The following is a 20,687-nucleotide window of genomic DNA, read 5'->3' as shown; positions in this document are numbered from 1 at the left end:
CCTCTGTGTCTCCGTCGGCTCACGGCCGCAAGCAGATATCTCAACGAACGCTACCGCCTGACCACCGGTGCGGACTACAGACATGAAGCATCCCGCGGTGTTGAGCCGCCCCGATACCGGATGGCTGCCGGGTAGCCTGAGCCCATGACAACTGCCCCCTTCACCCGCAAGGACGGCCGCGCCGTCGACGAGCTGCGCCCCGTGACCATGACCCGCCACTGGCTCGACCACGCCGAGGGATCGGTCCTGGTGACCTTCGGGCGCACCCGGGTCCTGTGCGCCGCCTCCTTCACCGAGGGCGTCCCACGCTGGCGCAAGGGCAGTGGCGAGGGCTGGGTGACCGCCGAGTACGCCATGCTCCCCCGGGCCGGCTCGGAGCGCTCCGGCCGGGAGTCCGTGCGGGGCAAGGTCGGTGGCCGCACCCATGAGATCTCTCGCCTCATCGGCCGCAGCCTGCGCGGCATCATCGACGTCGCCGCACTGGGTGAGAACACGATCGCCCTGGACTGTGACGTGCTGCAAGCCGACGGCGGCACCCGCACCGCGGCGATCACCGGCGCCTACGTGGCCCTGGCCGACGCCGTAGCCTGGGGCACGCAGCGCGGCCTCATCAAGGCCCGTCCCGGCAAGCCGGTGCTCTCCGACTCGCTGTCGGCCATCTCGGTGGGGATCATCGACGGCGTTCCCTGCCTCGACCTGCCCTATGAGGAGGACGTGCGCGCCCAGACCGACATGAACGTCGTCCAGACCGGGGACGGGCGCTTCATCGAGGTTCAGGGCACCGCCGAGCATGCCCCCTTCGACCGCTCCGAGCTCGGAGAGCTGCTCGACCTGGCCGCAACCGGCAACAGCCGTCTGGCGGCGCTCCAGCGCCAGGCCCTGGCCGGCCCCAGCGGTGAGCCCTTCACCGTGTCCTCGGCGGACTCCTCGCCCCAGTCGCAGGCCTGAGCCGTGAGTGCCTCGTCCAACGCCGACGGCGCCGCCCCGCTCACGAACCGGGTCCGGGTGCCCGCCGGAGCCCGTCTCGTCCTGGCCACCCACAACGCCGGCAAGCTGGCCGAGCTGCGGCAGATCCTGGCGCCGCTCGTGCCCGGGCTGGTGCCCGAATCCGTCATCTCGGCCGCCTCACTCCAGGCGCCTGAGCCGGTGGAGGACGGTCTGTCCTTCGCCGACAACGCCCTGCTCAAGGCCCGTGCCCTGGCCCGGGCCACGGGCCTGCCCGCGGTCGCCGATGACTCGGGCCTGTGCGTCGACGTCCTGGGTGGGGCGCCGGGGATCTTCTCAGCGCGCTGGAGCGGCCGGCACGGGGACGACACCGCGAACCTTCAGCTGCTCCTGGCCCAGCTGGCCGACGTCGCCGACCCGCACCGCGGCGCCCGCTTCACCTGCGCGGCGGTCCTGGTCCAGCCGGCCTCCGGCGGGCAGGCAGAGCAGGTCACCACCATCGAGCGCTCCATGGAGGGGCGCCTGGTCCACGCTCCTCAGGGCGAGGGGGGCTTCGGCTACGACCCGATCTTCGTGCCCGTCCAGGAGGACGAGCCGGGGAGTCGGAGCCGCACCACCGCCCAGATGACACCTGAGGAGAAGCACGCCATCTCCCACCGGGGACAGGCCTTCCGCGCCCTGGCGCCGGTCCTGGCCGAGGTCCTGGCCGGCTGAGCCCGCGAGGGCGCCGTCAGTGAAGTGCCGTCAGTAGTGTGTCACCACGGTGGTACCGATCTCGGACCACTGCCAGATCGCCTGAGCGTCCGGCACCGGGATGTTGATGCAGCCGTGCGAGGACTCATCCGTGCCGATACCGAACTCCTTGACCCAGGGGGCGCCGTGGAGGGCGTAGCTGTCGTGCCAGTAGCTCACCCACGGGACCCCTCGTTCGCAGTAGGGCCACTCGGGGGTGCAGCCCATGTCCTGCGCCTGGTAGCGCAGGTAGATCTTGTAGGTGCCGGTGACGGTCTCGTGCCCGACGCCGCCGTGGTTGATGAGGATCGGCCCGTAGACGACCTTCTGGCCCTCGTAGGCGGTCAGTGTTGAGTCGGTGAGGTTGACATCGACCCACTTCTCCCCCGCCTTGGCCTGGTAGGCGAAGCGCTCCGGCCCGTTGGGCACTACCCGGTTCTCGGTGGAGTGGGGCACCTCGTTCCAGCTGATCTGTTGGCTGACGCTCCGGCCCTGGCCGAGTCCCTGGACGAGCGCCGTCGTGGCCGGCTCGATGTTGCCGGCCTTCCTTCCGGCCTTGCCCGGGCGGGCGAGCTGCAGCACCGTGCCGGCTGAGTCAACGTCGTTGATGGCGTTGACCGGTGTGCGCTCCTCCGGCGTACTCAGTGAGGTCACCCAGGCCCTGACTCTCTCCTGGGAGACCGTCGGCACGATGCGGCCCTCCTTGATGGGGAAGTCGATCCATGAGGCCTTCTGAGCCTTGGAGGCGGCGTGCGCTGCGCCGTCGACCGTCACCTGGAGCTCGGCGTCCAGCAGTGCCGTTGCCGATTGTGCGACCGAGCTCGCCTCCTGGGCGCTCACCGTGGGCTCGGTCCGGCGGATCGACACCGGCGCGGTATGGTTCTTCGCCAGCTCGCGTGCGGCGACGTCGAGCGCCGCATCAAGATCAGCGGGGTCGATGGCGTTGCCGGTTCGTCCCGGTGAGGTGGTGAAACCGCCGCTGCCCTCGTTCCAGGTCACGGCCGGCTCGACAACGTGGTCGCGCAGCGTGCTGCTCAGCTGCGACACCAATGCGGCGCGGGCCTCCTGGTTGACCACGTACCGCACCGCCACCTGCCGTGTCCCCACAATGCCGTGCAGGTGGGTCACCAGTGACCCCGCCCCGGACACGGCTGCCTCCACGGTGGCTCGGGCATCGACCTGGGCGATCCGGGCCAGCGGAACCGTGGTGGGGGTTCCGTCGACGGTCAGCGTCAGTGACGCCGATGCGGCCCGCTGAAGCACGAGCGCGGTCAGGGACGCCCGGTCCATTCCGGTCACATCCTGGCCCATGAGGATGGTTCCGCGCGGAGCCCGCCCCTCGTGCCTGTGGAGATAGACGACCGATCCGCCCACCGTTCCTCCCAGAATGAGGCAGACGGCGATCAAGACGCCGACCCACCGAAGCGGTCGACGTCGGCTGGCGCAGTGCTGCATGGCGCCAAGGTATGAATGGTGGGGTTGTCATTGCGTAAAGACAACTGAAGACAAGCGCCCTGTTACCGGAACGAGTCCGGGCCGACCACCGCGGGGCTAGCTGCCCTCACTCTCCTGCTCGGCGAGGCGCCGCGCCACGGGCTTGGGGGTCAGGGAGTCGTGGGCGCGCACGTAGCCGTAGAGCCATCTCCATCCGCCCAGGAACACCAGGAGGAAGGCCCCGGTCATCACCGCCCAGGAGGCCATGGCGGACACGTCGTCGAATGCGGATGCCACCTGGCGCAACACGGTCCAGACCACCCAGCTGACCCCCACGACGATGAGCCCCTCGGGCAGCGCCATCTCCAGGTGATCGGGGCGGGAGCGCCGCACAAGCCAGGTCACGCCCCAGGCGACGAGGAGGGCCGTGCCCGCCTGCCACAGGGAGGCGGGAACCTCCCCCAGGCTGCGGGTGGAGGCGGCACCGAACAGGGCCACGAGGGCCGCCGCCGCCAGGTCGGCGGGAACCACCAGCCACCAGCGCGTCCGTCTTCCTCGGGTCCAGGGACAGTCCGCCCCGTCGGGAAGAGCCGGGGTGAAGGAGACCGTTCTGCGCGGGGCGGGGCGATCGTGCCCGTCAGCGCTCACAGCTCCCAGACGGCGTCCGCCGTCGCCGCTTCCAGCGGGCCGGAGTAGACGGCTGCGGCCTCCTTGAGGGGCACGGCCGGATCCGTCCAGGGCTGGATGTGGGTGAGGACCAGGTGCCCCGCACCGGCCTGGGCGGCGAGCTCGCCGGCGCGACGCCCCGTCATGTGCATGCCGCCCACGGTGTCGCGGCCCTCAACGAAGGCCGCCTCGGCCAGGAGGAGGTCCACTCCTTGAGCCATGTCGCTCATCGCCTGGCAGATGTCCGTGTCCCCGGTGAAGGCCAGGCTGACCCGACGGGAGGGGTCCTCCTCGCTGGGGCCCTCGATCCGGTAGCCGTAGGCCTCCACGGGGTGGAGCGCCTCGAAGGGGGAGATCACCAAGGGGCCCACACTGTAGGACCTGCCGGGCACGGCGGTGACGAAGCCGAACTCCGTGGCGTAGCGCTCACTGGGCGGGACGCCGTCGACCCCCTGGAGGCGCTCCAGCAGCTCCGAAGGCCCCAGGCAGGCCACCGGCCCGAGCGCCCCGGTGGGCAGCCAGCGCCGGTAGACGTGCATGCCCACCAGGTCCACCATGTGATCGGCGTGGCAGTGGGAGATCGCAATGGCGTCGAGCTCGGCGGGATCGAGGTGGCGCAGCAGCTGCCCCATCGACCCGGGCCCGAGGTCCAGCACGATCGAGTAGGTGCGCACCGCGCCGTCGGCGTCGACTCCTTCGGCCTGCACCAGGTAGGAGGAGGCCGAGGACTGGGGGCCCGACATGGAGCCGGAGCAGCCGATAATCGTGAGTCTCATGCAGATCCTTGGTGGGAGGTGGGAGGTGAGGGAGGGTGGGGCGGCCCGGCAGGGGCGCCGGCTGCCCCAGGAGCGAAGGCGACATGCTCAACGGCGGTGACCTCGGGGCCCAGGAAGCGCCGGGCCAGGACGGAGAAGGCCTCCGGGTCGCCGGTGGAGGCAAAGTCATGGCGCGGTTCAGGAGCCTCCGGCCCGCGCAGAAGGTTCTTGCCGGCCAGTGCCCGGTAGACGTCCTTGGCGGTCTCGTCCGAGGAGGTCACCAGAGTCACGTCTCGCCCCATGACGTAGGAGATCGGCCCCACCAGCAACGGGTAGTGGGTGCAGCCGAGGATGAGGGTGTCCACACCGGCGGCCTTGATGGGGGCCAAATACTCCTCGGCGACGTCGAGCACCTCGGGGCCGGTGGTCACCCCCCGCTCGGCCAGCTCGACGAAGCGCGGGCAGGCCTGTGAGACGAGCTCGACGCCGGGAACGGCCTGGAGGGCGTCGTCGTAGGCGCGCGAGTCGACCGTCCCACGGGTGGCGATCAGCCCCACCTTGCCGTTGCGGGTCACTCGGGCCGCGGTACGTGCCGCCGGGTGGATGACCTCGATGACCGGGACTCCCCGTCCCAGGGTGTAGCGCTCCCGCGCATCGTGCAGGACGGCCGCCGAGGCGGTGTTGCAGGCGATGACGAGCAGCTTGACCCCTCGGTCCACGAGCTCGTCCATGATGCCCAGAGCCAGCGACCGGACCTCAGCGATGTCCCGGGGACCGTAGGGACTGTTGGCAGTGTCCCCGATGTAGAGCACCTGCTCATGGGGCAGCTGGTCGAGGACAGAACGGGCGACGGTGAGGCCACCGACCCCAGAGTCGAACATCCCGATCGGAGCATCATTCACACCGCGAGACTATGCGGGCCCTGTGCCCCCGAACAGCGCGGATACCAGTGATTCCTGCCACCAGGTGACCATGTCGTAGACGAGCGCCGTCCCCCGGTACCACTGCTCGCGAGAGGTCTCCTCCTCGGGGGCCTCCTGGAAGGCTGCTGCGTGAACGCGCTCGGCGTCCTGAGCCGACTCGATGCCCAGACGCTGGGCCAGCACGAGCCGGATGTCATTGCTCGCCCCCAGCCAGTCGGACTCCTGGCCCGGAGCCACGAGCACCGTTCCCTCAGGGCCCGACGGCGCCCGCAGCTCGGCGGCCAGGCGCGCCAGGCGGTCGACCTTGTCACCCCGCAGGCGCGCACGAGTCAGGCTGCTGACCTCCATCGAGGTGATGGGATCCTCCGAGGCCTGCGGGAGCAGGACAGCGATAACGGGGTCCGCGCTCGGGCGGCCGGCGTGGACGTGGTTGGTCGGCGCATCGAGGTCGAAGTCCAGGGCCTCCAGGACCTCACGGTCCCGCTCGCTCTCCCCCGGGCGGACCGGGTCGGGACGCGACGGCGAGGAGGTCTCGGACTGGCTGGCCCCCTGGGGAGCATCCGCTTGGAGAAGGGCCCTCACCTCCAGGGCCAGCCTGGCCAGGAGCTCGCGCTCCCAGTCGTCAAGACCGCAGGCCAGCCCCTCTGGGACGCGGCGGAAGGCTCGCATCAGCGCCCTCCTGAAGAGTCGTCAGCACCGGCGTCGTCACCCACGGGCTCGATGGTGGCGCGCAGGCCGTATCCGTGCATCGCCGTGACATCGACCTCCATGCGCTCTCGGGCTCCCCGGGAGACCACGGCGCGGCCGGTGGTGTGCACCTGCATCATCCGGGCCTCGGCCACAGGCAGCGAGAAACCGAAGTAGGAATGGAACACCCAGGTCACATAGCTCATCGTGTTCACCGGGTCGTCGTGAACCACGGTGCACCACAGGCGCTGGGCACGGACGCGCGACTCCTCCAGGATCTCCGGTTCCGCAACGGGCAACGAGGTGCTCATACCACCAGGGTAGCGGTGAGGCGCGATAGGTTGTTCCCGTGAACAGCTACGCGCCCTCTGCCGATTCCGCCGCCGCCTCCATGGACGTGTCCATGGCCTCCACCTCCCTGCTGACCGACATGTACGAGCTCACGATGCTGCAAGGAGCACTGGCATCGGGGGCCGCCTCACGGCGCAGCGTCTTCGAGCTCTTCGGCCGCAGGCTCCCCGGGTCACGCCGCTTCGGTGTGGTGGCGGGCACTGGTCGGCTGCTGGACGCCATCGAGGCCTTCACGTTCACCCCCGCCCAGATCGACTTCCTGCACCGCACCGGGGTCGTCAACGACGAGACCCTGGACTTCCTGCGCGACTACCGCTTCTCCGGGACGATCCGCGGCTACGCCGAGGGCGAGTGCTACTTCGCCGGCTCCCCGCTGCTGACCGTGGAGGGCACCTTCGCCGAGGCCTGCATCCTGGAGACCCTGGCCCTGTCGATCTACAACTACGACTGCGCCGTCGCCGCAGCCGCCTCCCGTATGACCATTGCCGCCCACGGGCGCCCCTGCGTGGACTTCGGGGCGCGCCGGGCCCACGAGCAGGCAGCCGTCGCCGCGGCCAGGGCCTCGGTCGTCGGCGGTTTCGTGGGAACGAGCAACCTGGAGGCGGGGCTCCTCTACGGCATTCCCACTGTGGGGACCTCGGCCCACTCCTTCACCCTCCTGCACGACACCGAGGAGGAGGCCTTCGCGGCGCAGGTGGCCAGCCTCGGACCGAGCACCACGATCCTGGTGGACACCTATGACATCGCCACCGGCGTAGAGCGGGCCGTCAAGGCGGCCCGTGCCGCGGGCGGTGAGCTCGGGGCGGTGCGCCTGGACTCCGGCGACCTGGTGGCTGAGGCCTTCAAGGTGCGCGCCCAGCTCGACGCCATGGGGGCGACCTCGACGAGAATCACCGTCACCAACGACCTCGATGAGCACGCCATCGCGGCACTGGGGGCGGCCCCCGTGGACTCCTACGGTGTGGGCACCAAGCTCGTGACGGGCTCGGGGCGCCCGACTGCGGCGCTCGTCTACAAGCTGGTGGAGCGCGAGGGCGCCGACGGCACCATGGAGGAGGTCGCCAAGTTCTCCTCGGGCGGCAAGTCCACCGTGGGCGGCCGCAAGTGGGCCGGCCGCATCCTCAGCTCCGAAGGCACGGCCGCCGAGGAGCTGGTGGTCGCCTCCAGCTCGCAGGACGAGGGGATGTCGGCGTTGAGCCAGGCCGGTGCCCGGCCGCTTCAGGTGCTCCTGGTCGATGAGGGCCGGATCATCGAGGAGCACCGCGGCAAGGAGGCCTTGAGCGCCGCGGCGGAGCGGCACCGGGCGTCGCGCGCCGAGCTCCCCTACGACGCCTGGCGTCTGAGCGACGGCGAGTCGGCGCTGCCGACCCGTCACGTCGACCTCGACGGGCGAGGCGCCACCCGACGCTGACCGGTGGCCAGGGGCGCATTCCGCCCCTGGCCGGCGCTCCTTGTCAGCGTTATCGGCGTTATCGGCGTTGTCGGCGTTGTGTCCTCAGCCTTATCAGCACTGTCAGCGCTTGCCGACGAACCAGCGCCGCAGGGTCTGGATGCGCTTCTCGATCTCCTCGGTGGAGGCCGCCGCGACCTCCGGTCCCCCGCACACGCGCCTGAGCTCGTTGTGGACGACGCCGTGGGGCTGGCTCGAGCGGCGGGCCCAGGCGGCCACCAGCTGGGAGAGCTCCTTCCGGGCTGCTGCCCGCCGCCGGGCGTCGTCGACGCCTGAGTTCTTGCGCCTCTGCGCCTCGGCTGCGGCCTGCTTCTTCTGGGAGGCGATCTGCTTGTCCTGGCGCTGGCGCAGCAGGGCGGTCACCTGCTCGGGCTCCAGCAGACCGGGCAGCCCCAGGTACTCCTGCTCCTCGATACTGCCCACCATGGCACCGGTGCCGAACTCGCCACCGTCGAAGAGCACCCGGTCGAACTCGGCCTGGCTATCCATGGCCTCGAAGCCCGGCAGCAGCTCGGCCGAGGCGTTCTCAGTCTTGTTGGCCTCGGCGAGGAGACGGTCCTCGGGGCTGAACAGGGCGTCCTCCTGCGCCGCCGAGTCGGGGCGGCTCAGGACATGGTCGCGGGCCACCTCCATCTCGCCGGCCAGGGCCAGCAGCGGCGTGACCGAGGGGAGGAACACCGAGGCGGTCTCGCCCCTCGCCCGCGAGCGCACGAAGCGCCCCACGGCCTGGGCGAAGAAGAGCGGGGTGGAGGTGGAGGTGGCGTAGACGCCCACGGCCAGGCGGGGCACGTCCACTCCCTCGGAGACCATGCGCACGGCCACCAGCCAGCGGTCGGTGGAGGCGGAGAAGGCCTCGATGCGGCTGGAGGCGCCGTTGTCGTCGGAGAGGACCACGGTGGGGGCCTCGCCGGTGATGGCGCGCAGCTGCTTGGCGTAGGCGCGAGCCTTGGCCTGGTCGGAGGCGATGACGAGGGCTCCGGCGTCGGGGACCTGGCGGCGCACCTCGGTCAGGCGCTGGTCGGCGGCGGCCAGGACCGCGGGGATCCACTCCCCCGCCGGGTCGAGCGCGGTGCGCCAGGCCTGGGACTCCAGGTCCTTGGTGAGGGGCTCGCCCAGGCGCGCCGCGACCTCGTCGCCGGCCTTGGTGCGCCACCGCATCTGCCCCGAGTAGGACATGAACATCACCGGGCGCACGACTCCGTCGCGCAGGGCGTCGGAGTAGCCGTAGGAGTAGTCCGCCTGGGAGCGTTTCGCCCCGGAGGCGTCCTCCTTGTACCGCACGAAGGGGATCGGGGAGGTGTCGGAGCGGAAGGGCGTTCCAGTCAGGGCCAGTCGCCTCCGTGCCGGGGTGAAGGCCTCCCGGATCGCGTCTCCCCAGCTCAGGGCGTCTCCCCCGTGGTGGATCTCGTCGAGGATGACCAGGGTGCGGGCCTGATCGGTGCGGGCGCGGTGCAGGTTGGCGTTGGCTGCCACCTGGGCGTAGGTCAGGGCGACGCCGTCGAAGCGCGAGCCGAGTGCCCCTTGGGAGTTGGAGTAGGAGGGGTCGATATGGATGCCGACGCGGGCGGCGGCCTCGGCCCATTGGTACTTGAGGTGCTCAGTGGGGCAGACGATCGTCACCTTGTGGACGTCTCCGGAGCTGAGCAACTCGGTGGCCACCCGCAGCGCGAAGGTCGTCTTGCCGGCCCCAGGGGTGGCCACCGCCAGGAAGTCCTGAGGCATCGTCTCCAGGTACTGCCCGAGCGCAGCGGCCTGCCAGGCACGCAGTGAACCTGCTGTCCCCCAGGCGGCACGGCGCGGGTAGGCCGGGGAGAGGTTCTGGGCCGCCGACGTCGAGGCTCGCGTCGGGGTGGAATGGGTCGCCTGGCCGCCGCGGGCGGCGTTCACCGACCGCCTCGCCCGAACGGGAAGCGGGGGAAGCGAGGCCCCTTGCCGTCGCCGGAGCCCTCCCCGTTGCGCATCTCCTCGTAGATGGACTTGCAGGTGGGGCACACCGGGTACTTCGACGGGTCGCGCCCGGGCGTCCACACCTTGCCGCACAGGGCGACGACGGGACGCCCGGTGACAGCGGCCGCGGCGATCTTGTCCTTGCGGACGTAGTGGGCGAAGCGGTCGGCGTCGCCGTCGTCGGTCGACTGGAGCTCCTCGCGCTCCAGGACAGCCGTACCGACGCCCTGGGTGGGCTCGGCGGCCGGGTCTGTCGGGGCTCCGGGCGATCCGGGATCGGCACTGGCGAGGACGTCTGTCATGCCGCCCAGTGTAGGTCGGACAGTGCGCACCGGCAGTCGCCCGCCCCACCCCTGTGGGCAGGCTCTCCCTTGAGGAGAGCCTGCGCCGTCGTCAGTGCGTCGAGGTGAGCCGGCTGGCGGCGGCGGGATCGACCAGCACGAGGGCGTCGTCGTGACGCTGCATGACGGTCGCCGGCCACTGGGTGCTGACCTCACCTTCGACGAGCTGGGCGATGGCCTCGGCCTTGCCCTCGCCGGTGGCGATGAGGACCAGTTTGCGGGCCTCCATGATGGTGGCCAGCCCCTGGGTGATGCACTGGGTGGGCACGGCCTCGACGTCGCCGCCGAAGAAGCGGGCGTTGTCCCGGCGGGTCTGCTCGTGGAGCTCGCCCAGGTGCGTGCGCGAGTCGAGGGCGCCGCCGGGCTCGTTGAACCCGATGTGCCCGTCGGAGCCGATGCCGAGGATCTGCAGGTCGCAGTATCCGGCCGCAGCCATCTGCGCCTCGTAGTCCCGGCAGGCGGCCTCGAGGTCCTCGCTCAGCGCGTCCGGGCCGTGGAGGGCGCCGGGGCGCATGTCGACACGGGAGCGCAGGTTGGTCTCCATGAAGGTGGCGTAGCGCTCCGGGTGGCCTGCAGGCAGGCCGACGTACTCGTCGAGCATGAATCCAGTGACCTCGGCGAAGCTGAGGCGTCCGGCGGCGCAGCGAGCAGTGAGCTCGTCGTACAGGGGCAGGGGCGAGGAGCCTGTGGCGGTTCCCAGCACGGCTGCCGGTTTGTCCTTGAGCAGCGCCTCGATCTCGTCGGCCGCCCGCTGCGCGATCGCCTGCGCGGAATCCAGAATGACAAGCTGCACGGTGATGTCCTCTCTGACACAACAACTGATGGTATGGGGTGTACGGATCTCTGAGAGCCGCTCATTGAGTGAGCGAGTTTAAAGCAATCCTACCCCGAGCCATCAGAATCAATCAGCCCGTTGTGGTGTGACCAGGGCGATCACACCGGCTGGGAGTGTCCCGGCCAGGTGCGGATCGTGGCAAGAACCTGAGGTCCTCGCCGATCCAGCACCCGCCCGCCGAAGACGACTCCGCCCCACAGCAGCAGACCGCACCACACGACCCCCGCGACGAGCGCCACCCAACCCCACGCCGGCGCACCTTGGACGACGCCGTAGACCGCCACCCCCAGAACCGGGGAGCACACGGCCAGCAGAAGCAGGATCGCCGCCATCTGAACGAGCGCGGCCAGGAAGGCCGTCCCCGAGGTCCGCGAGCGCATGGGGCTGTCCCCGGGGGCGAGTGTCTCGTAGGGCAGCAGGACGCTGGCGAGGCAGGACCAGGCCAGCGCACAGCCGTAGAGCGCCAGGCAGGCACCGGTGACGGCGGGCAGCGCCTCCCATCGCCCTGTCCACGCGACCATGAGCAGGTCGATCACGACCAGCGCAGGAACCTGCCACACGGCCGCCCCGACCACCCGCCCCAGACGGTCGTGGACCCCACGGATCCCGGCGCTGATATGACTCCACAGGGCGGTGGAGTCCAGGCCGAGGTCATCGTGGATCGCCCACCCCATGAAGACGGCCAGGGCGGGTGCCATGAACAGCAGCGGGGCCGGCGCGTGCCCGAGGGCGAAGCTGGTGTCCACCGGCTGGCCGTTGACACCGGCGGAGAACCGACTGGAGTTGAGAGCAGGACCCAGAACGATCACAACGGGAAGGAGCATGGCGGACAGGAACTGAACCAGGTACCTGGGATCGGTGCGCCAGTAGCGCAGGCTGCGGGCCGCCACGGCGGCGGCGGGCGCGGGCAGGGCGGCGCCGAGCCTGCGGGCCCATGGCAGCACGTCGGGCAGGCCCTGATTCCGCGCGTCAGAGTCCGCACTACCGGCTGCGTAGGCCCGCGTCCGGGTGTGCGACGACCCCGGAGAGGTCATCACCTTGCCCACCACACGCTGCCACAGGGGCAGCAGGATCACGGGAAGGATCCACGCTCCGACCGCCAGCGCCAGTGCCGGCAGCACGGAACCGGTGGACATGAGACCAGGGGCCGCGAAGGCCCACCCGAAGGGGCTCAGGCCCATGACCTTGGCCAGGGTCCGGAGCTGTTGAAGAAAGCCGGTGAGATCGTCCCCGAGAATCCGGGGGATGAGATTCGGTGCCTGCGTCACCACCAAGAAGGCGACAAAGGCGATGATCGCCGTCGTCTCACGCCCCCGTCGCGAGGAGGAGATGCCTGCGGCCGTCACGATGATCCGGGACAGCAGGACGCAGGCGGCCAGGGCGGCCGGAGCGCACAGCAGCGCCAGGAGCGCCGCCGCGAGCTGGCCCGCCAGCAACCAGGTGAGAACCGGGATGAGGCAGACGGCAGCCGTGATGCAACCGGGGATCCCCAGGGCGCCGGCGGCCACCAGGCCGAGCGCCAGTCCTCTGGACGGAGCGGCCCAGGCCGCCATGGCGCGGGGGTCCAGGGTGGAGTCGACCCCGGTGACGAGCAGTGGCACCACGGCCCAACCGGCCACCAGCAGCGCCCCGAGAGCCCCGAGAACCAGCCCGATGACGTCAGGTGCGGCCTTGAGCCCCAGCCCGACGGCGCCTGCCAGCACCATGACGAGCGCCCCGATACCGTAGAGGGCCCCGAACACGGTCCCGATGATGGCCCAGACGTTCTTGGTCAGCGCGTTGAGGGTCAGGCGCCACTTCAGCTTGACGAGGGTCGCAACCATGACAGCCCCTCCGTTCGCACGTGGCCCCCCACCAGCTCGGTGAAGCGCTGCTCAAGGTCCGCACCGGCGGCGACCTGCTCCGTCGTGCCTGCGGCGACGACCCGGCCGGCATTGATGATGGCCACGTGGTCGCACAGGCGCTGCACCGTGGCCATGACGTGGCTGGAGATGACCACCGTGCCGCCGGCGGCGGCGTAGTCCCGCAGGATCGCCTGGATCGTCTGGGCGGAGATCGGGTCGACGGCCTCGAAGGGCTCGTCCAGGACCAGGATGGAGGGCGAGTGCACCATGGCGCAGGCCAGGTGGATCTTCTTGCGCATGCCCGCCGAGTAGTCGGCGACCAGGGTGGTTCCGGCATCCCACAGCCCCAGTACCTTGACCAGCTCGGTCGCCCGGGGCAGGACGACGTCGCGCTCGAGCCCACGCAGGAGCCCGGAGTAGGTGACGAGCTCAAGACCGTTGAGACGGTCGAAGGTGCGCAGCCCGTCGGGCAGGACCCCCAGAAGGGTCTTGGCCCGCTGAGGCTGCGTCCACACGTCGACACCATGAACGAGTACCTGACCGGCGTCGGGTCGCAGCAGGCCGGTGGCCATCGACAGGCTGGTCGTCTTGCCCGCTCCGTTGGGCCCGACGATGCCGTAGAAGCTGGATACGGGAATGTCGAGGCTCAACCGATCCACCGCGACTTTGCGATCGAAGGCCTTGACCAGCCCCCTCATCTGAAGTGCTGGAACGGAGGCAGGAGCAGGCGAGGCCCCGGCCAGTGCGGCAACCGCGTCTGTGCGGTCGGGCGAGTTCACCGCGAATGTGGAAGCAGACATGTTTCCACTGTAAAAGCCTGATCCTATTCAGCCCTCCGCCGCAGGGAGGAGATCACTGATCCCGACATCCTCCTGGAGAACCGCCCTGAGCTTCATCAGCCCGATGAGGAGGGAACCGCTGGAGAACACGATTCGGCCCGTTGCCACGCCTCGACCGGGCGGCAACGGGCCGGAATCAGGACATCAGGGGCGCGGCCCCACGTATCACTCGGCGACAGCCTTCTTCAGCGAGGAGCCGACGGTGACCTTGACACCGTAGCCGGCGGGGATCTGAATCTCCTCACCGGTGCGGGGGTTGCGGCCAGTGCGTGCGGCACGCTCGACGCGCTCGATACCCATGAGGCCGGTGATCTTCACGGCCTCACCCTTGGCGACGTTCTCAACGAGGACATCCTGGAAGGCTCCCAGGAAGGCGTCGGCGTCGGTCTTGGTCAGGCCGGCCTTCTCGGCGATGGCGGCGATGAGCTCGGTGCGGTTGACGGACATGTCTTCCCTCTCGATCGTGGACGGACACCCTTGTGTGGTGCCACTTCTGGCAACGCTACGCATAAAACCTTGGGTTTGTCAGGTCAGACCGGAGTGTCGCGCTGGGTAGCGAGTAACAATTCGCACATTTGCGCCACAACAGTCACATCCGTCACACACGGAGCGAGTCGCGGAACGGCGCCGTTTCCTTGCGCCCTTCCGCTCATTCCTTCCACAGGGCGCCGGGCAGCGCGCTGGCGAACCACGAGGTGATGGTCGTCGGGTGGGTGATGGCGGTTCCGACGACGACGGCGAAGGCGCCGTGCTCCATGGCGGCGGCCGCCTGCGCGGGCGTGTGGACCCTGCCCTCCACCACCAGCGGGACCTCCGCGATGCCGGCGACCTGGTCGACGAGCTCGAGGTCGGGCCCGTCGGTCTTGGGACGCTCCCCGGTGTAGCCGGCCAGGGTGGTCCCCAGGATGTCCACTCCCGCGTCCTGTGCGGCCTTGGCGTCATCCAGGGAGCCGCAGTCGGCCATGATGAGGACCTCGGGACGGGCCGCTCGCAGCCCCTCGACGGTCTGGGCCAGGCTCAGCCCGTCGGGGCGGGGGCGCCGGGTGCCGTCCAGTGCCACGATCTGGCTTCCGGTGGCGGCCACGGCGATGGCGTGGGTGAGGGTCGGGGTGATGAAGACGCCGTCGTGCCCGTCCTTCCACAGGCCGATGACGGGGACGTCGACGTGCTGGCAGATGAGGGCCAGGTCCGCCAGTCCTTGTGCACGGATGCCGACGGCGCCGCCAGCGACGCAGGCCTGGGCCACCTGGTCCATGGTGCGGGGGTCGCGCATGGGCTCGCCCGGGTAGGCCTGGGCGGAGGCGATGAGCCCTCCCCTGAGGCGTTCCAGGACGGGGTGGTCCCCCGCCGTGGCGCCCTGCACCTGCGTTGACGGCTGTGAAGATGACTGCTCGGTCATAGGTGTGTCCTGTCTGATGGTGCCCAAGCCCGGCGGCTAGGGGCGATGGTTGTCGTTGCTGGCGGCCAGGGCGAGGGCACCGCGAGCCGCGCCGACGATCGGCGCGGTGGTCCCCAGGGTGGCGGGAAGGATCTTGATGGGAGCCAGGGGGTCGATGATCTCTGCGGCGAAGGTCTGCCGCAGGGGCTCCCACCACAGGTCACCGGCGCGGGCCAGGCCACCGGAGACGACGACGACGTCGGGGTCGATCACGGTGACCAGTCCTGCCAGGGCTCTGCCCAGGCAGGCGGCCGAGTCGCGGTAGACCTCCGCAGCGATGTCGTCCCCGGCAGCGGCGCGCTCCTCGACCCCGCGGGCGTCGGGAACGTCGGGGTCTCCGCCCTTGGCCAGGTAGCGGCGGTGGATCTGGGGCCCGGCGGTGACGCCCTCCAGGTGCCCCGTCCTGCCGCAGGTGCAGGGTTCGCCCTGAGCCCCGGGGACGGGGACGTGGGCGATCTCGCCGGCCACGTGGTGAGCGCCCCTGCGGGTTCGCCCCTCGAAAACAAGGGCGCCGCCGACCCCGGTGCCCACCGCCACCATGAGGACGACCTCGGCCCCGGTGCCGGCACCGAGCCAGGCCTCTCCGGCGGCGTAGGCGTCGACGTCGTTCTCGACGTGGATCGGCAGCTCACCCAGCCCCTGGGCGGCGAGCCGCTCGCGAACGCCGGCGGCGACCTGCGTGCCGGCCCATCCGGTGATGGCGTCAGTGGCCGACAGGATGGTCCCTCGCTCGACGTCGACGACGCCGGCGGTGCCGATTCCGACCGCCGTGATCGCCGCGGCCTTGCCGGGTTCCTGGTGCGTTCCGGTCTCGACGACCGTCGCGATCAGGCCGCTGATGGCGTTGAGCATGGCGGTGGGGCCCTCGTGAGCCGGGGTCGGGCAGGAGCTCACCGGTCCTTGCAGGGTTCCGCCGGAGTCGACCAGTGCGGCGGCCATCTTGGTGCCGCCCAGGTCGAGTCCGACGACGAGCGGGGCGCGACCGGACGACGATGATGATGGGGCAAGGGGGGTGGATGGGAGGACATCCTGACTCATGACGCTCTCCGACGGGATGTTGGGCGCTGGCGCACCGGGGTGAGAAATGGATGAGGGGCGGCCGCAGGAGGCTGCCTGGTGCGAGGCTCTAGGCCTCGCCGCTGCCACGGCGGCTGCATGTCCGGATCGGTCGGTGCCGCGACCACCGGCCATGCAGCCGCCGGGATGTCAGATGAGGCCCTGGGCCTTGACGATCTCCAGGACCCGCTCCTTGGTCTCGCCCTCGAGCGCCTTGACGGGGAAGGCCATCTCGTTGGTGGCGATGATCCCGATCGCCTCCATGGCGGTCTTGAAGGCGCCGATGCCGGTCGCGTCGGCCGAGCGGCCCTGGGGTACGAAGACGATCTCGAAGCCGGCGCAGACCTCGTCCTGGAGGCGACGCACCTCGTCCCACGCCCCCTCGCGGGAGGCCTTCCACATCTCGGCGTAGCGGACCGGGTCCACGTTGCCGTACCCGGGGACGAGGCCGTCGGCACCCAGCAGCAGCATGCCGTCGACGACGCACTCGTGGCCGGTCAGAAGGGCCAGGGGGTGGCCCGCGGCCTCGTTGGCGGCCACCAGCCTGCGGAAGGCGACGTCGTTGCCGGAGGAGTCCTTGACACCGGCCAGGACGCCCTCCTTGCCCAGTTCGACGAGCAGCTCGCAACCGAGCTTCGCGCCGCCGAGGCGCACGGGGACGTCGTAGGCGAAGACGGGGACGTCGATGGCCGCGGCGATGGCGCGGAAGTGAGCCTTGATCTCCTCGGCGTCGTTGAGCGCGTAGAACGGGCAGGTGGCCACGATCGCCTCGGCGCCCAGGGCGGCTGCCCGACGAGCCTGGTCAATGACCCGGTGGGCGGTGGTGTCGATGGCACCGGCGAGCACCGGGACGCGTCCTGCCGCAGCCTTGACGACCCGCTCGATGACGGCGTCGCGCTGGGCGTCGGTGAGGTAAGCGACCTCTCCGGAGGACCCCAGGGCGAACAGGCCGTTGACACCACCGGCGATGAGGTGCTCGACGACCTTGTCCAGACTGTCGAAGTCAACCTCGCCCGCGGCGGTGAAAGGGGTGACGACCGGCGGGATGACGCCGGTGAAACGGTTGTCCATTGTGGTGACTCTCTTCATTGAAAGGATATCGGACGTCTGACATCTGACGTCACGAGGTATTGTTGCAGATGCTCCCGGTTGGCGCCACCCCGGTGCCTGTGAGCATGCGATCACTCACGTCACAGGCACCGAAGCGGCAGGAGGCGGACCGGGGACCGCCCCGAAGGCGCTACTTGACGGAGCCCTCCGAGAGCCCTCCGGAGATGTGCTTCTGAATGATCATGAAGAAGACGACCGACGGGACGATCACGATCACGGAAGCAGCCATCATGGCTCCCCAGTCAAGAACCTCCGACCCCTGGAGAGAGTAGAGGCCGACTGCGACGGGCATCCTGTCCGACTCGGTGATGAACAGGAGCGCGTAGAGGAACTCGTTGAAGGTGTTGATGAAGGTGTAGACGGCGGTGGCCACGATCCCCGGAAGGATGATCGGGACCGAGATCTGCCAGAACACCCGGAACCGACTGGCCCCATCCACGGCTGCCGCCTCCTCCACCCCGATGGGGACCGTCTGGAAGAAGCCGATGAGCATCCAGATCGCGTAGGGGATCGAGAACGACAGGTAGGCGATGATGAGCCCGAAATAGCTGTTCATGAGACCGAGCTTCACCATCGTGATGGTGTACGGGATGGCGAGCAGAATCGGCGGGAACATGTAGGTGCCGATGAGGAGCTTGGTCAGCTGCTTGCCGACACGGGGGAAGAATCTCACGATCCCGTAGGCGCCCAGCATCGAGACCAGGACCGCAATCACCGTCGAGCAGCCCGCGATCAGCAGCGAGTTCTTCAGGTTCGTCAAGAACCCGATCTCGTTGACCACCTTGCTGTAGTGCTCGAGGGTCGGCGAGCTCGAGAACAGCTGCAGCGGATTCTGCGCCAGCTCGTGGGAGGTCTTGAACGATGAGGAGACCACCCATACGAGCGGGAAGACCGCAACGAAAGCAGCCACGATGAGAATGAGATACACGCACACGGTGCCCCACGGGCCACGACCAGCACGTCGCATGATTCAGCCCCTTTCCTTTTCCCAGCGGTTGAGCATCTTGAAGGCGCCGAAGGCCAGCGCCAGCAGGAAGAGGAGCAGCAGGATCGTCACGGTGGAGGCGACCCCGAGCTGCCGCAGATTCCAGCCCTCCTGGTAGGCGAAGATCGGTAGCGTCGTCGTCCTCTCCCCCGGACCTCCGCCCGTCAGGAGGAAGAGCATGTCGAAGTTGTTGAAGACCCAGATGGTGCGCAAGATGACCAGCAGGCCGATGACCTCTCGAATATGAGTCAGCGTGATGAACCTGAACCTCTGCAGCCCAGAGGCACCATCCACCATGGCCGCCTCGTACTGCTCCTGAGGGATGGTCTTGAGGGCAGAGAGGATATTCACCATGAACATCGGGGCGCCGAACCAGATGTTGATTCCCAATGCCACCCAGAAGGTCGTCGAGGGGTTGCCCAGCAACGCCATGTTCTTATCAGTGAGACCGAGAGTGGTCGCAAGATTGGGCAGGAACCCGTAGACGTCGTTGAGGATCCACTTCCAGGCGAACGCGGTGATGATCGCCGGGAAGGCCCAGGGCACGATGAGGAGTGTCCGGAACACCCCAGAGCCCCGGGGCACCCGGTCCAGCGCCAGGGCCAGAACCAGGCCCACAGCGAGCTGGCCGATGATCGACGCCGCGGTCCACTTGATCGACACCCCGAACGCGTTCCAGAAGCTGGAGGATGCCAGAAGGTCGGTGTAGTTGGACAGACCCACCACGTGATAGCTGTGGCGCAAGAGGTGCTTGTCGGTGAAGGAGTACCAGATGCTTGAGAACACCGGGTAGATCAGCAGGGCAAGAACAATGAGTATGGATGGCGCCACGAAGACGACGCCCGTCCAGTTCATTCGCTTCATTCGAGTCATGAGCTCACCTTTCGGACTGGGCGGTGGGGAGATTCCTCTCCCCACCGCGTTGCCGAATCACTTGATGCTGGCTCCGGCGGCCTTGAAGGCCTCGTTGAGCTTCTTCTCGCAGTCCTTGGCGGCGGCCTCGACATCGGTCTTGTCGATGATGATCGAGTGGTACATCTTCTCGATCAGCCCCTGGCTGGTGAGGACTCCTGCCTGGACGAGCGGGCCCTTCTCCATGCCGATAGCGGTGCCGACACCCACCTGGTCCTGAATCACCTTGATGGAGTCGGAGTACTTCTTGATCGTCTCGTTGTTCGTGTAGCTCGGGTCCTTGGCGATGTCGTTGAGAACCGGCAGCATGCCTCCGGGGACCGAGTGCAGGAACTCGATGTACTTGTCCTTGGTGAACAGGAACTCCAGGAAGGCCTTGGCCTCCCGCTTGACCTTGGAGGCCTCCCACACCACCAGGGGCACGTTGGATACCTCGGCCGGGTAGTTCGCCGGGTCGGAGGCCTTCATACGGGGAAGAGGCGCCGCAGCGATGGAGTCGACCAGGTTGGGGCTGTCCTTGGCCACTCCGGAGATGTGGAAGCCGGAGTTGAAGTCGAAGGCGGTCTTGCCCTGGTAGAAGAGCGTTGCCTGGTCGAGGACCGCGTAGTCCAGCGATCCCTCCGGGGAGACTGACTTGTACAGGTCAGTCCAGTACTTGATGCCGCCCAAGGCGGCCTCGGAGGTGAGGTTGGCCGTCCCGTCGTCCTTGAGCAGCCTCTGGCCGGCGGAACGAACATAGAAGTTGAGGTAGCGGGCGCCCAGCATATCCCCCGTCCCCAGAGGCACGGAGAGCCCGTAGAGGCTGTCGGACTTTCCGATGGCCTTGGCGGCCTTGGCCAGCTCCTCCCAGGTCGTGGGCACGGACAGCCCCTTGGAGCTCAGCACGTCCTTGCGGTACCACATCACCTGGGCGTGGGAGTAGATGGGCACGGAGTAGGACTTTCCGTCCGACTGCCCCTCGGCCAGCGCCTGCTTGGGGAAGCGGTCCCGGCCAATGGAGTCGATGACCTTGTCCAGCGGCACCAGGGCCTCGGAGTTAATCATCTCCACGACGTCGTTGGGCAGGGCGGTGGAGATATCCGGCACCTGGCCCGCGGTCAGTCCAGTGGTCCACTTCGTCTTGAACTCGGACCAGGAGAACTGCTCGATCTTGACGGTGACGTCGGGGTTCTTCTTGTGGAACTCCTCGGCCATCTTCTTCATCCAGTCCGCACGGGGCCCCTGGGTGAAGGAGGACCACATGGTGACCGTGCCACGCAGGGGCCCGGTCCCCTCGTCCTCGGCGGAGTCCTTGCCGCCGCATGCGGCCAGCGCGCCGCACATGCCGATGCCGCCCAGGACCATGAAGCCGCGACGGCTGAGTGCGGAGGCCGAGTGGGATGAGACGGGGGTGGAGGGAGTCATGACAGTTCTCCTTTGAACGGGGGATGACGGATG

Annotated in this window: 21 protein-coding genes; 3 read left to right on the top strand and 18 right to left on the bottom strand. The window is 69.0% G+C overall.

Going from position 1 to position 20,687, the window contains the following annotated elements:
• The first annotated feature begins 144 nt into the window (after positions 1 to 144).
• A complete protein-coding gene (gene rph, locus HMPREF9058_RS03185; protein ID WP_009405675.1) occupies positions 145 to 948 on the top strand; it encodes a ribonuclease PH in 804 nt (267 codons plus the stop codon).
• A 3-nt stretch (positions 949 to 951) separates the two neighbouring features.
• A complete protein-coding gene (gene rdgB, locus HMPREF9058_RS03180) occupies positions 952 to 1,659 on the top strand; it encodes an RdgB/HAM1 family non-canonical purine NTP pyrophosphatase (protein WP_009747280.1) in 708 nt (235 codons plus the stop codon).
• 30 nt (positions 1,660 to 1,689) lie between these two features.
• Here rdgB and HMPREF9058_RS03175 read toward each other — a convergent pair whose 3' ends face one another.
• The 6 genes from HMPREF9058_RS03175 to clpS form a co-directional block, all read right to left on the bottom strand.
• Positions 1,690 to 3,051, bottom strand: a complete 1,362-nt coding sequence (locus HMPREF9058_RS03175) for a L,D-transpeptidase (RefSeq protein WP_254654044.1) — start codon at positions 3,049 to 3,051, stop codon at positions 1,690 to 1,692.
• Positions 3,052 to 3,228: 177 nt separating this feature from the next.
• Complete coding sequence (locus tag HMPREF9058_RS03170) at positions 3,229 to 3,759, bottom strand: DUF3054 domain-containing protein (protein WP_139018924.1); 531 nt, start codon at positions 3,757 to 3,759, stop codon at positions 3,229 to 3,231.
• The gene (locus tag HMPREF9058_RS03165) at positions 3,756 to 4,553 is read right to left on the bottom strand and encodes an MBL fold metallo-hydrolase (protein WP_009406124.1); all 798 of its coding nucleotides are present in this window, start codon (positions 4,551 to 4,553) and stop codon (positions 3,756 to 3,758) included. The genes HMPREF9058_RS03170 and HMPREF9058_RS03165 overlap by 4 nt, the downstream gene beginning before the upstream one ends.
• A complete protein-coding gene (murI, locus tag HMPREF9058_RS03160) occupies positions 4,550 to 5,413 on the bottom strand; it encodes a glutamate racemase (RefSeq protein WP_043537597.1) in 864 nt (287 codons plus the stop codon). Before murI ends, HMPREF9058_RS03165 begins: the two co-directional genes overlap by 4 nt.
• A 30-nt stretch (positions 5,414 to 5,443) precedes the next feature.
• Complete coding sequence (locus HMPREF9058_RS03155; protein ID WP_009747290.1) at positions 5,444 to 6,124, bottom strand: DUF2017 family protein; 681 nt, start codon at positions 6,122 to 6,124, stop codon at positions 5,444 to 5,446.
• Positions 6,124 to 6,453 (bottom strand): ATP-dependent Clp protease adapter ClpS, encoded by a 330-nt coding sequence (gene clpS, locus HMPREF9058_RS03150; RefSeq protein ID WP_009747364.1) that lies wholly within the window; start codon positions 6,451 to 6,453, stop codon positions 6,124 to 6,126. The genes HMPREF9058_RS03155 and clpS overlap by 1 nt, the downstream gene beginning before the upstream one ends.
• 80 nt (positions 6,454 to 6,533) lie before the next feature.
• Here clpS and HMPREF9058_RS03145 point away from each other — a divergent pair, with 80 nt between their 5' ends.
• The gene (locus tag HMPREF9058_RS03145) at positions 6,534 to 7,904 is read left to right on the top strand and encodes a nicotinate phosphoribosyltransferase (protein ID WP_043537757.1); all 1,371 of its coding nucleotides are present in this window, start codon (positions 6,534 to 6,536) and stop codon (positions 7,902 to 7,904) included.
• 102 nt (positions 7,905 to 8,006) lie between these two features.
• Here the strand turns inward: HMPREF9058_RS03145 and HMPREF9058_RS03140 are convergent, their stop codons facing one another.
• The 12 genes from HMPREF9058_RS03140 to HMPREF9058_RS03085 all read right to left on the bottom strand — a co-directional run bounded on the left by HMPREF9058_RS03140 (position 8,007) and on the right by HMPREF9058_RS03085 (position 20,654).
• A complete protein-coding gene (locus HMPREF9058_RS03140) occupies positions 8,007 to 9,830 on the bottom strand; it encodes a DEAD/DEAH box helicase (RefSeq protein ID WP_009747631.1) in 1,824 nt (607 codons plus the stop codon).
• Complete coding sequence (locus HMPREF9058_RS03135; RefSeq protein ID WP_004565276.1) at positions 9,827 to 10,192, bottom strand: DUF3039 domain-containing protein; 366 nt, start codon at positions 10,190 to 10,192, stop codon at positions 9,827 to 9,829. The genes HMPREF9058_RS03140 and HMPREF9058_RS03135 overlap by 4 nt, the downstream gene beginning before the upstream one ends.
• 91 nt (positions 10,193 to 10,283) lie before the next feature.
• Entirely contained in the window at positions 10,284 to 11,024 is a 741-nt protein-coding gene (nagB, locus tag HMPREF9058_RS03130; protein ID WP_009747490.1) for a glucosamine-6-phosphate deaminase, read from the bottom strand.
• Positions 11,025 to 11,164: 140 nt separating this feature from the next.
• A complete protein-coding gene (locus HMPREF9058_RS03125) occupies positions 11,165 to 12,889 on the bottom strand; it encodes a hypothetical protein (RefSeq protein ID WP_009406183.1) in 1,725 nt (574 codons plus the stop codon).
• Positions 12,865 to 13,710, bottom strand: a complete 846-nt coding sequence (locus HMPREF9058_RS03120) for an ABC transporter ATP-binding protein (RefSeq protein WP_009747651.1) — start codon at positions 13,708 to 13,710, stop codon at positions 12,865 to 12,867. The genes HMPREF9058_RS03125 and HMPREF9058_RS03120 overlap by 25 nt, the downstream gene beginning before the upstream one ends.
• A 204-nt stretch (positions 13,711 to 13,914) precedes the next feature.
• Positions 13,915 to 14,196 (bottom strand): HU family DNA-binding protein, encoded by a 282-nt coding sequence (locus HMPREF9058_RS03115; protein WP_003783064.1) that lies wholly within the window; start codon positions 14,194 to 14,196, stop codon positions 13,915 to 13,917.
• A gap of 202 nt (positions 14,197 to 14,398) precedes the next feature.
• The gene (locus HMPREF9058_RS03110; RefSeq protein WP_009405665.1) at positions 14,399 to 15,148 is read right to left on the bottom strand and encodes an N-acetylmannosamine-6-phosphate 2-epimerase; all 750 of its coding nucleotides are present in this window, start codon (positions 15,146 to 15,148) and stop codon (positions 14,399 to 14,401) included.
• A gap of 36 nt (positions 15,149 to 15,184) precedes the next feature.
• The gene (locus HMPREF9058_RS03105) at positions 15,185 to 16,225 is read right to left on the bottom strand and encodes an ROK family protein (protein ID WP_009747305.1); all 1,041 of its coding nucleotides are present in this window, start codon (positions 16,223 to 16,225) and stop codon (positions 15,185 to 15,187) included.
• A gap of 168 nt (positions 16,226 to 16,393) precedes the next feature.
• Positions 16,394 to 17,314 (bottom strand): dihydrodipicolinate synthase family protein, encoded by a 921-nt coding sequence (locus tag HMPREF9058_RS03100; protein ID WP_009405971.1) that lies wholly within the window; start codon positions 17,312 to 17,314, stop codon positions 16,394 to 16,396.
• Positions 17,315 to 17,483: 169 nt separating this feature from the next.
• The gene (locus HMPREF9058_RS03095; RefSeq protein ID WP_009747433.1) at positions 17,484 to 18,320 is read right to left on the bottom strand and encodes a carbohydrate ABC transporter permease; all 837 of its coding nucleotides are present in this window, start codon (positions 18,318 to 18,320) and stop codon (positions 17,484 to 17,486) included.
• Positions 18,321 to 18,323: 3 nt separating this feature from the next.
• Positions 18,324 to 19,211 carry a carbohydrate ABC transporter permease gene (locus HMPREF9058_RS03090; RefSeq protein WP_217491279.1) on the bottom strand — a complete coding sequence of 296 codons (888 nt, stop codon included), beginning with the start codon at positions 19,209 to 19,211 and terminating at the stop codon, positions 18,324 to 18,326.
• A gap of 57 nt (positions 19,212 to 19,268) precedes the next feature.
• Positions 19,269 to 20,654: an ABC transporter substrate-binding protein gene (locus HMPREF9058_RS03085; RefSeq protein ID WP_004565285.1), complete on the bottom strand. Its 1,386-nt coding sequence runs from the start codon at positions 20,652 to 20,654 to the stop codon at positions 19,269 to 19,271.
• Between the last annotated feature and the right edge of the window lie 33 nt (positions 20,655 to 20,687).

Source organism: Actinomyces sp. oral taxon 175 str. F0384, from assembly GCF_000223355.1.
GTDB lineage: Bacteria > Actinomycetota > Actinomycetes > Actinomycetales > Actinomycetaceae > Actinomyces > Actinomyces oris.
The sequence above is the reverse complement of the archived record's forward strand: the minus strand, read 5'-3'. Positions and strand labels throughout refer to the sequence as shown.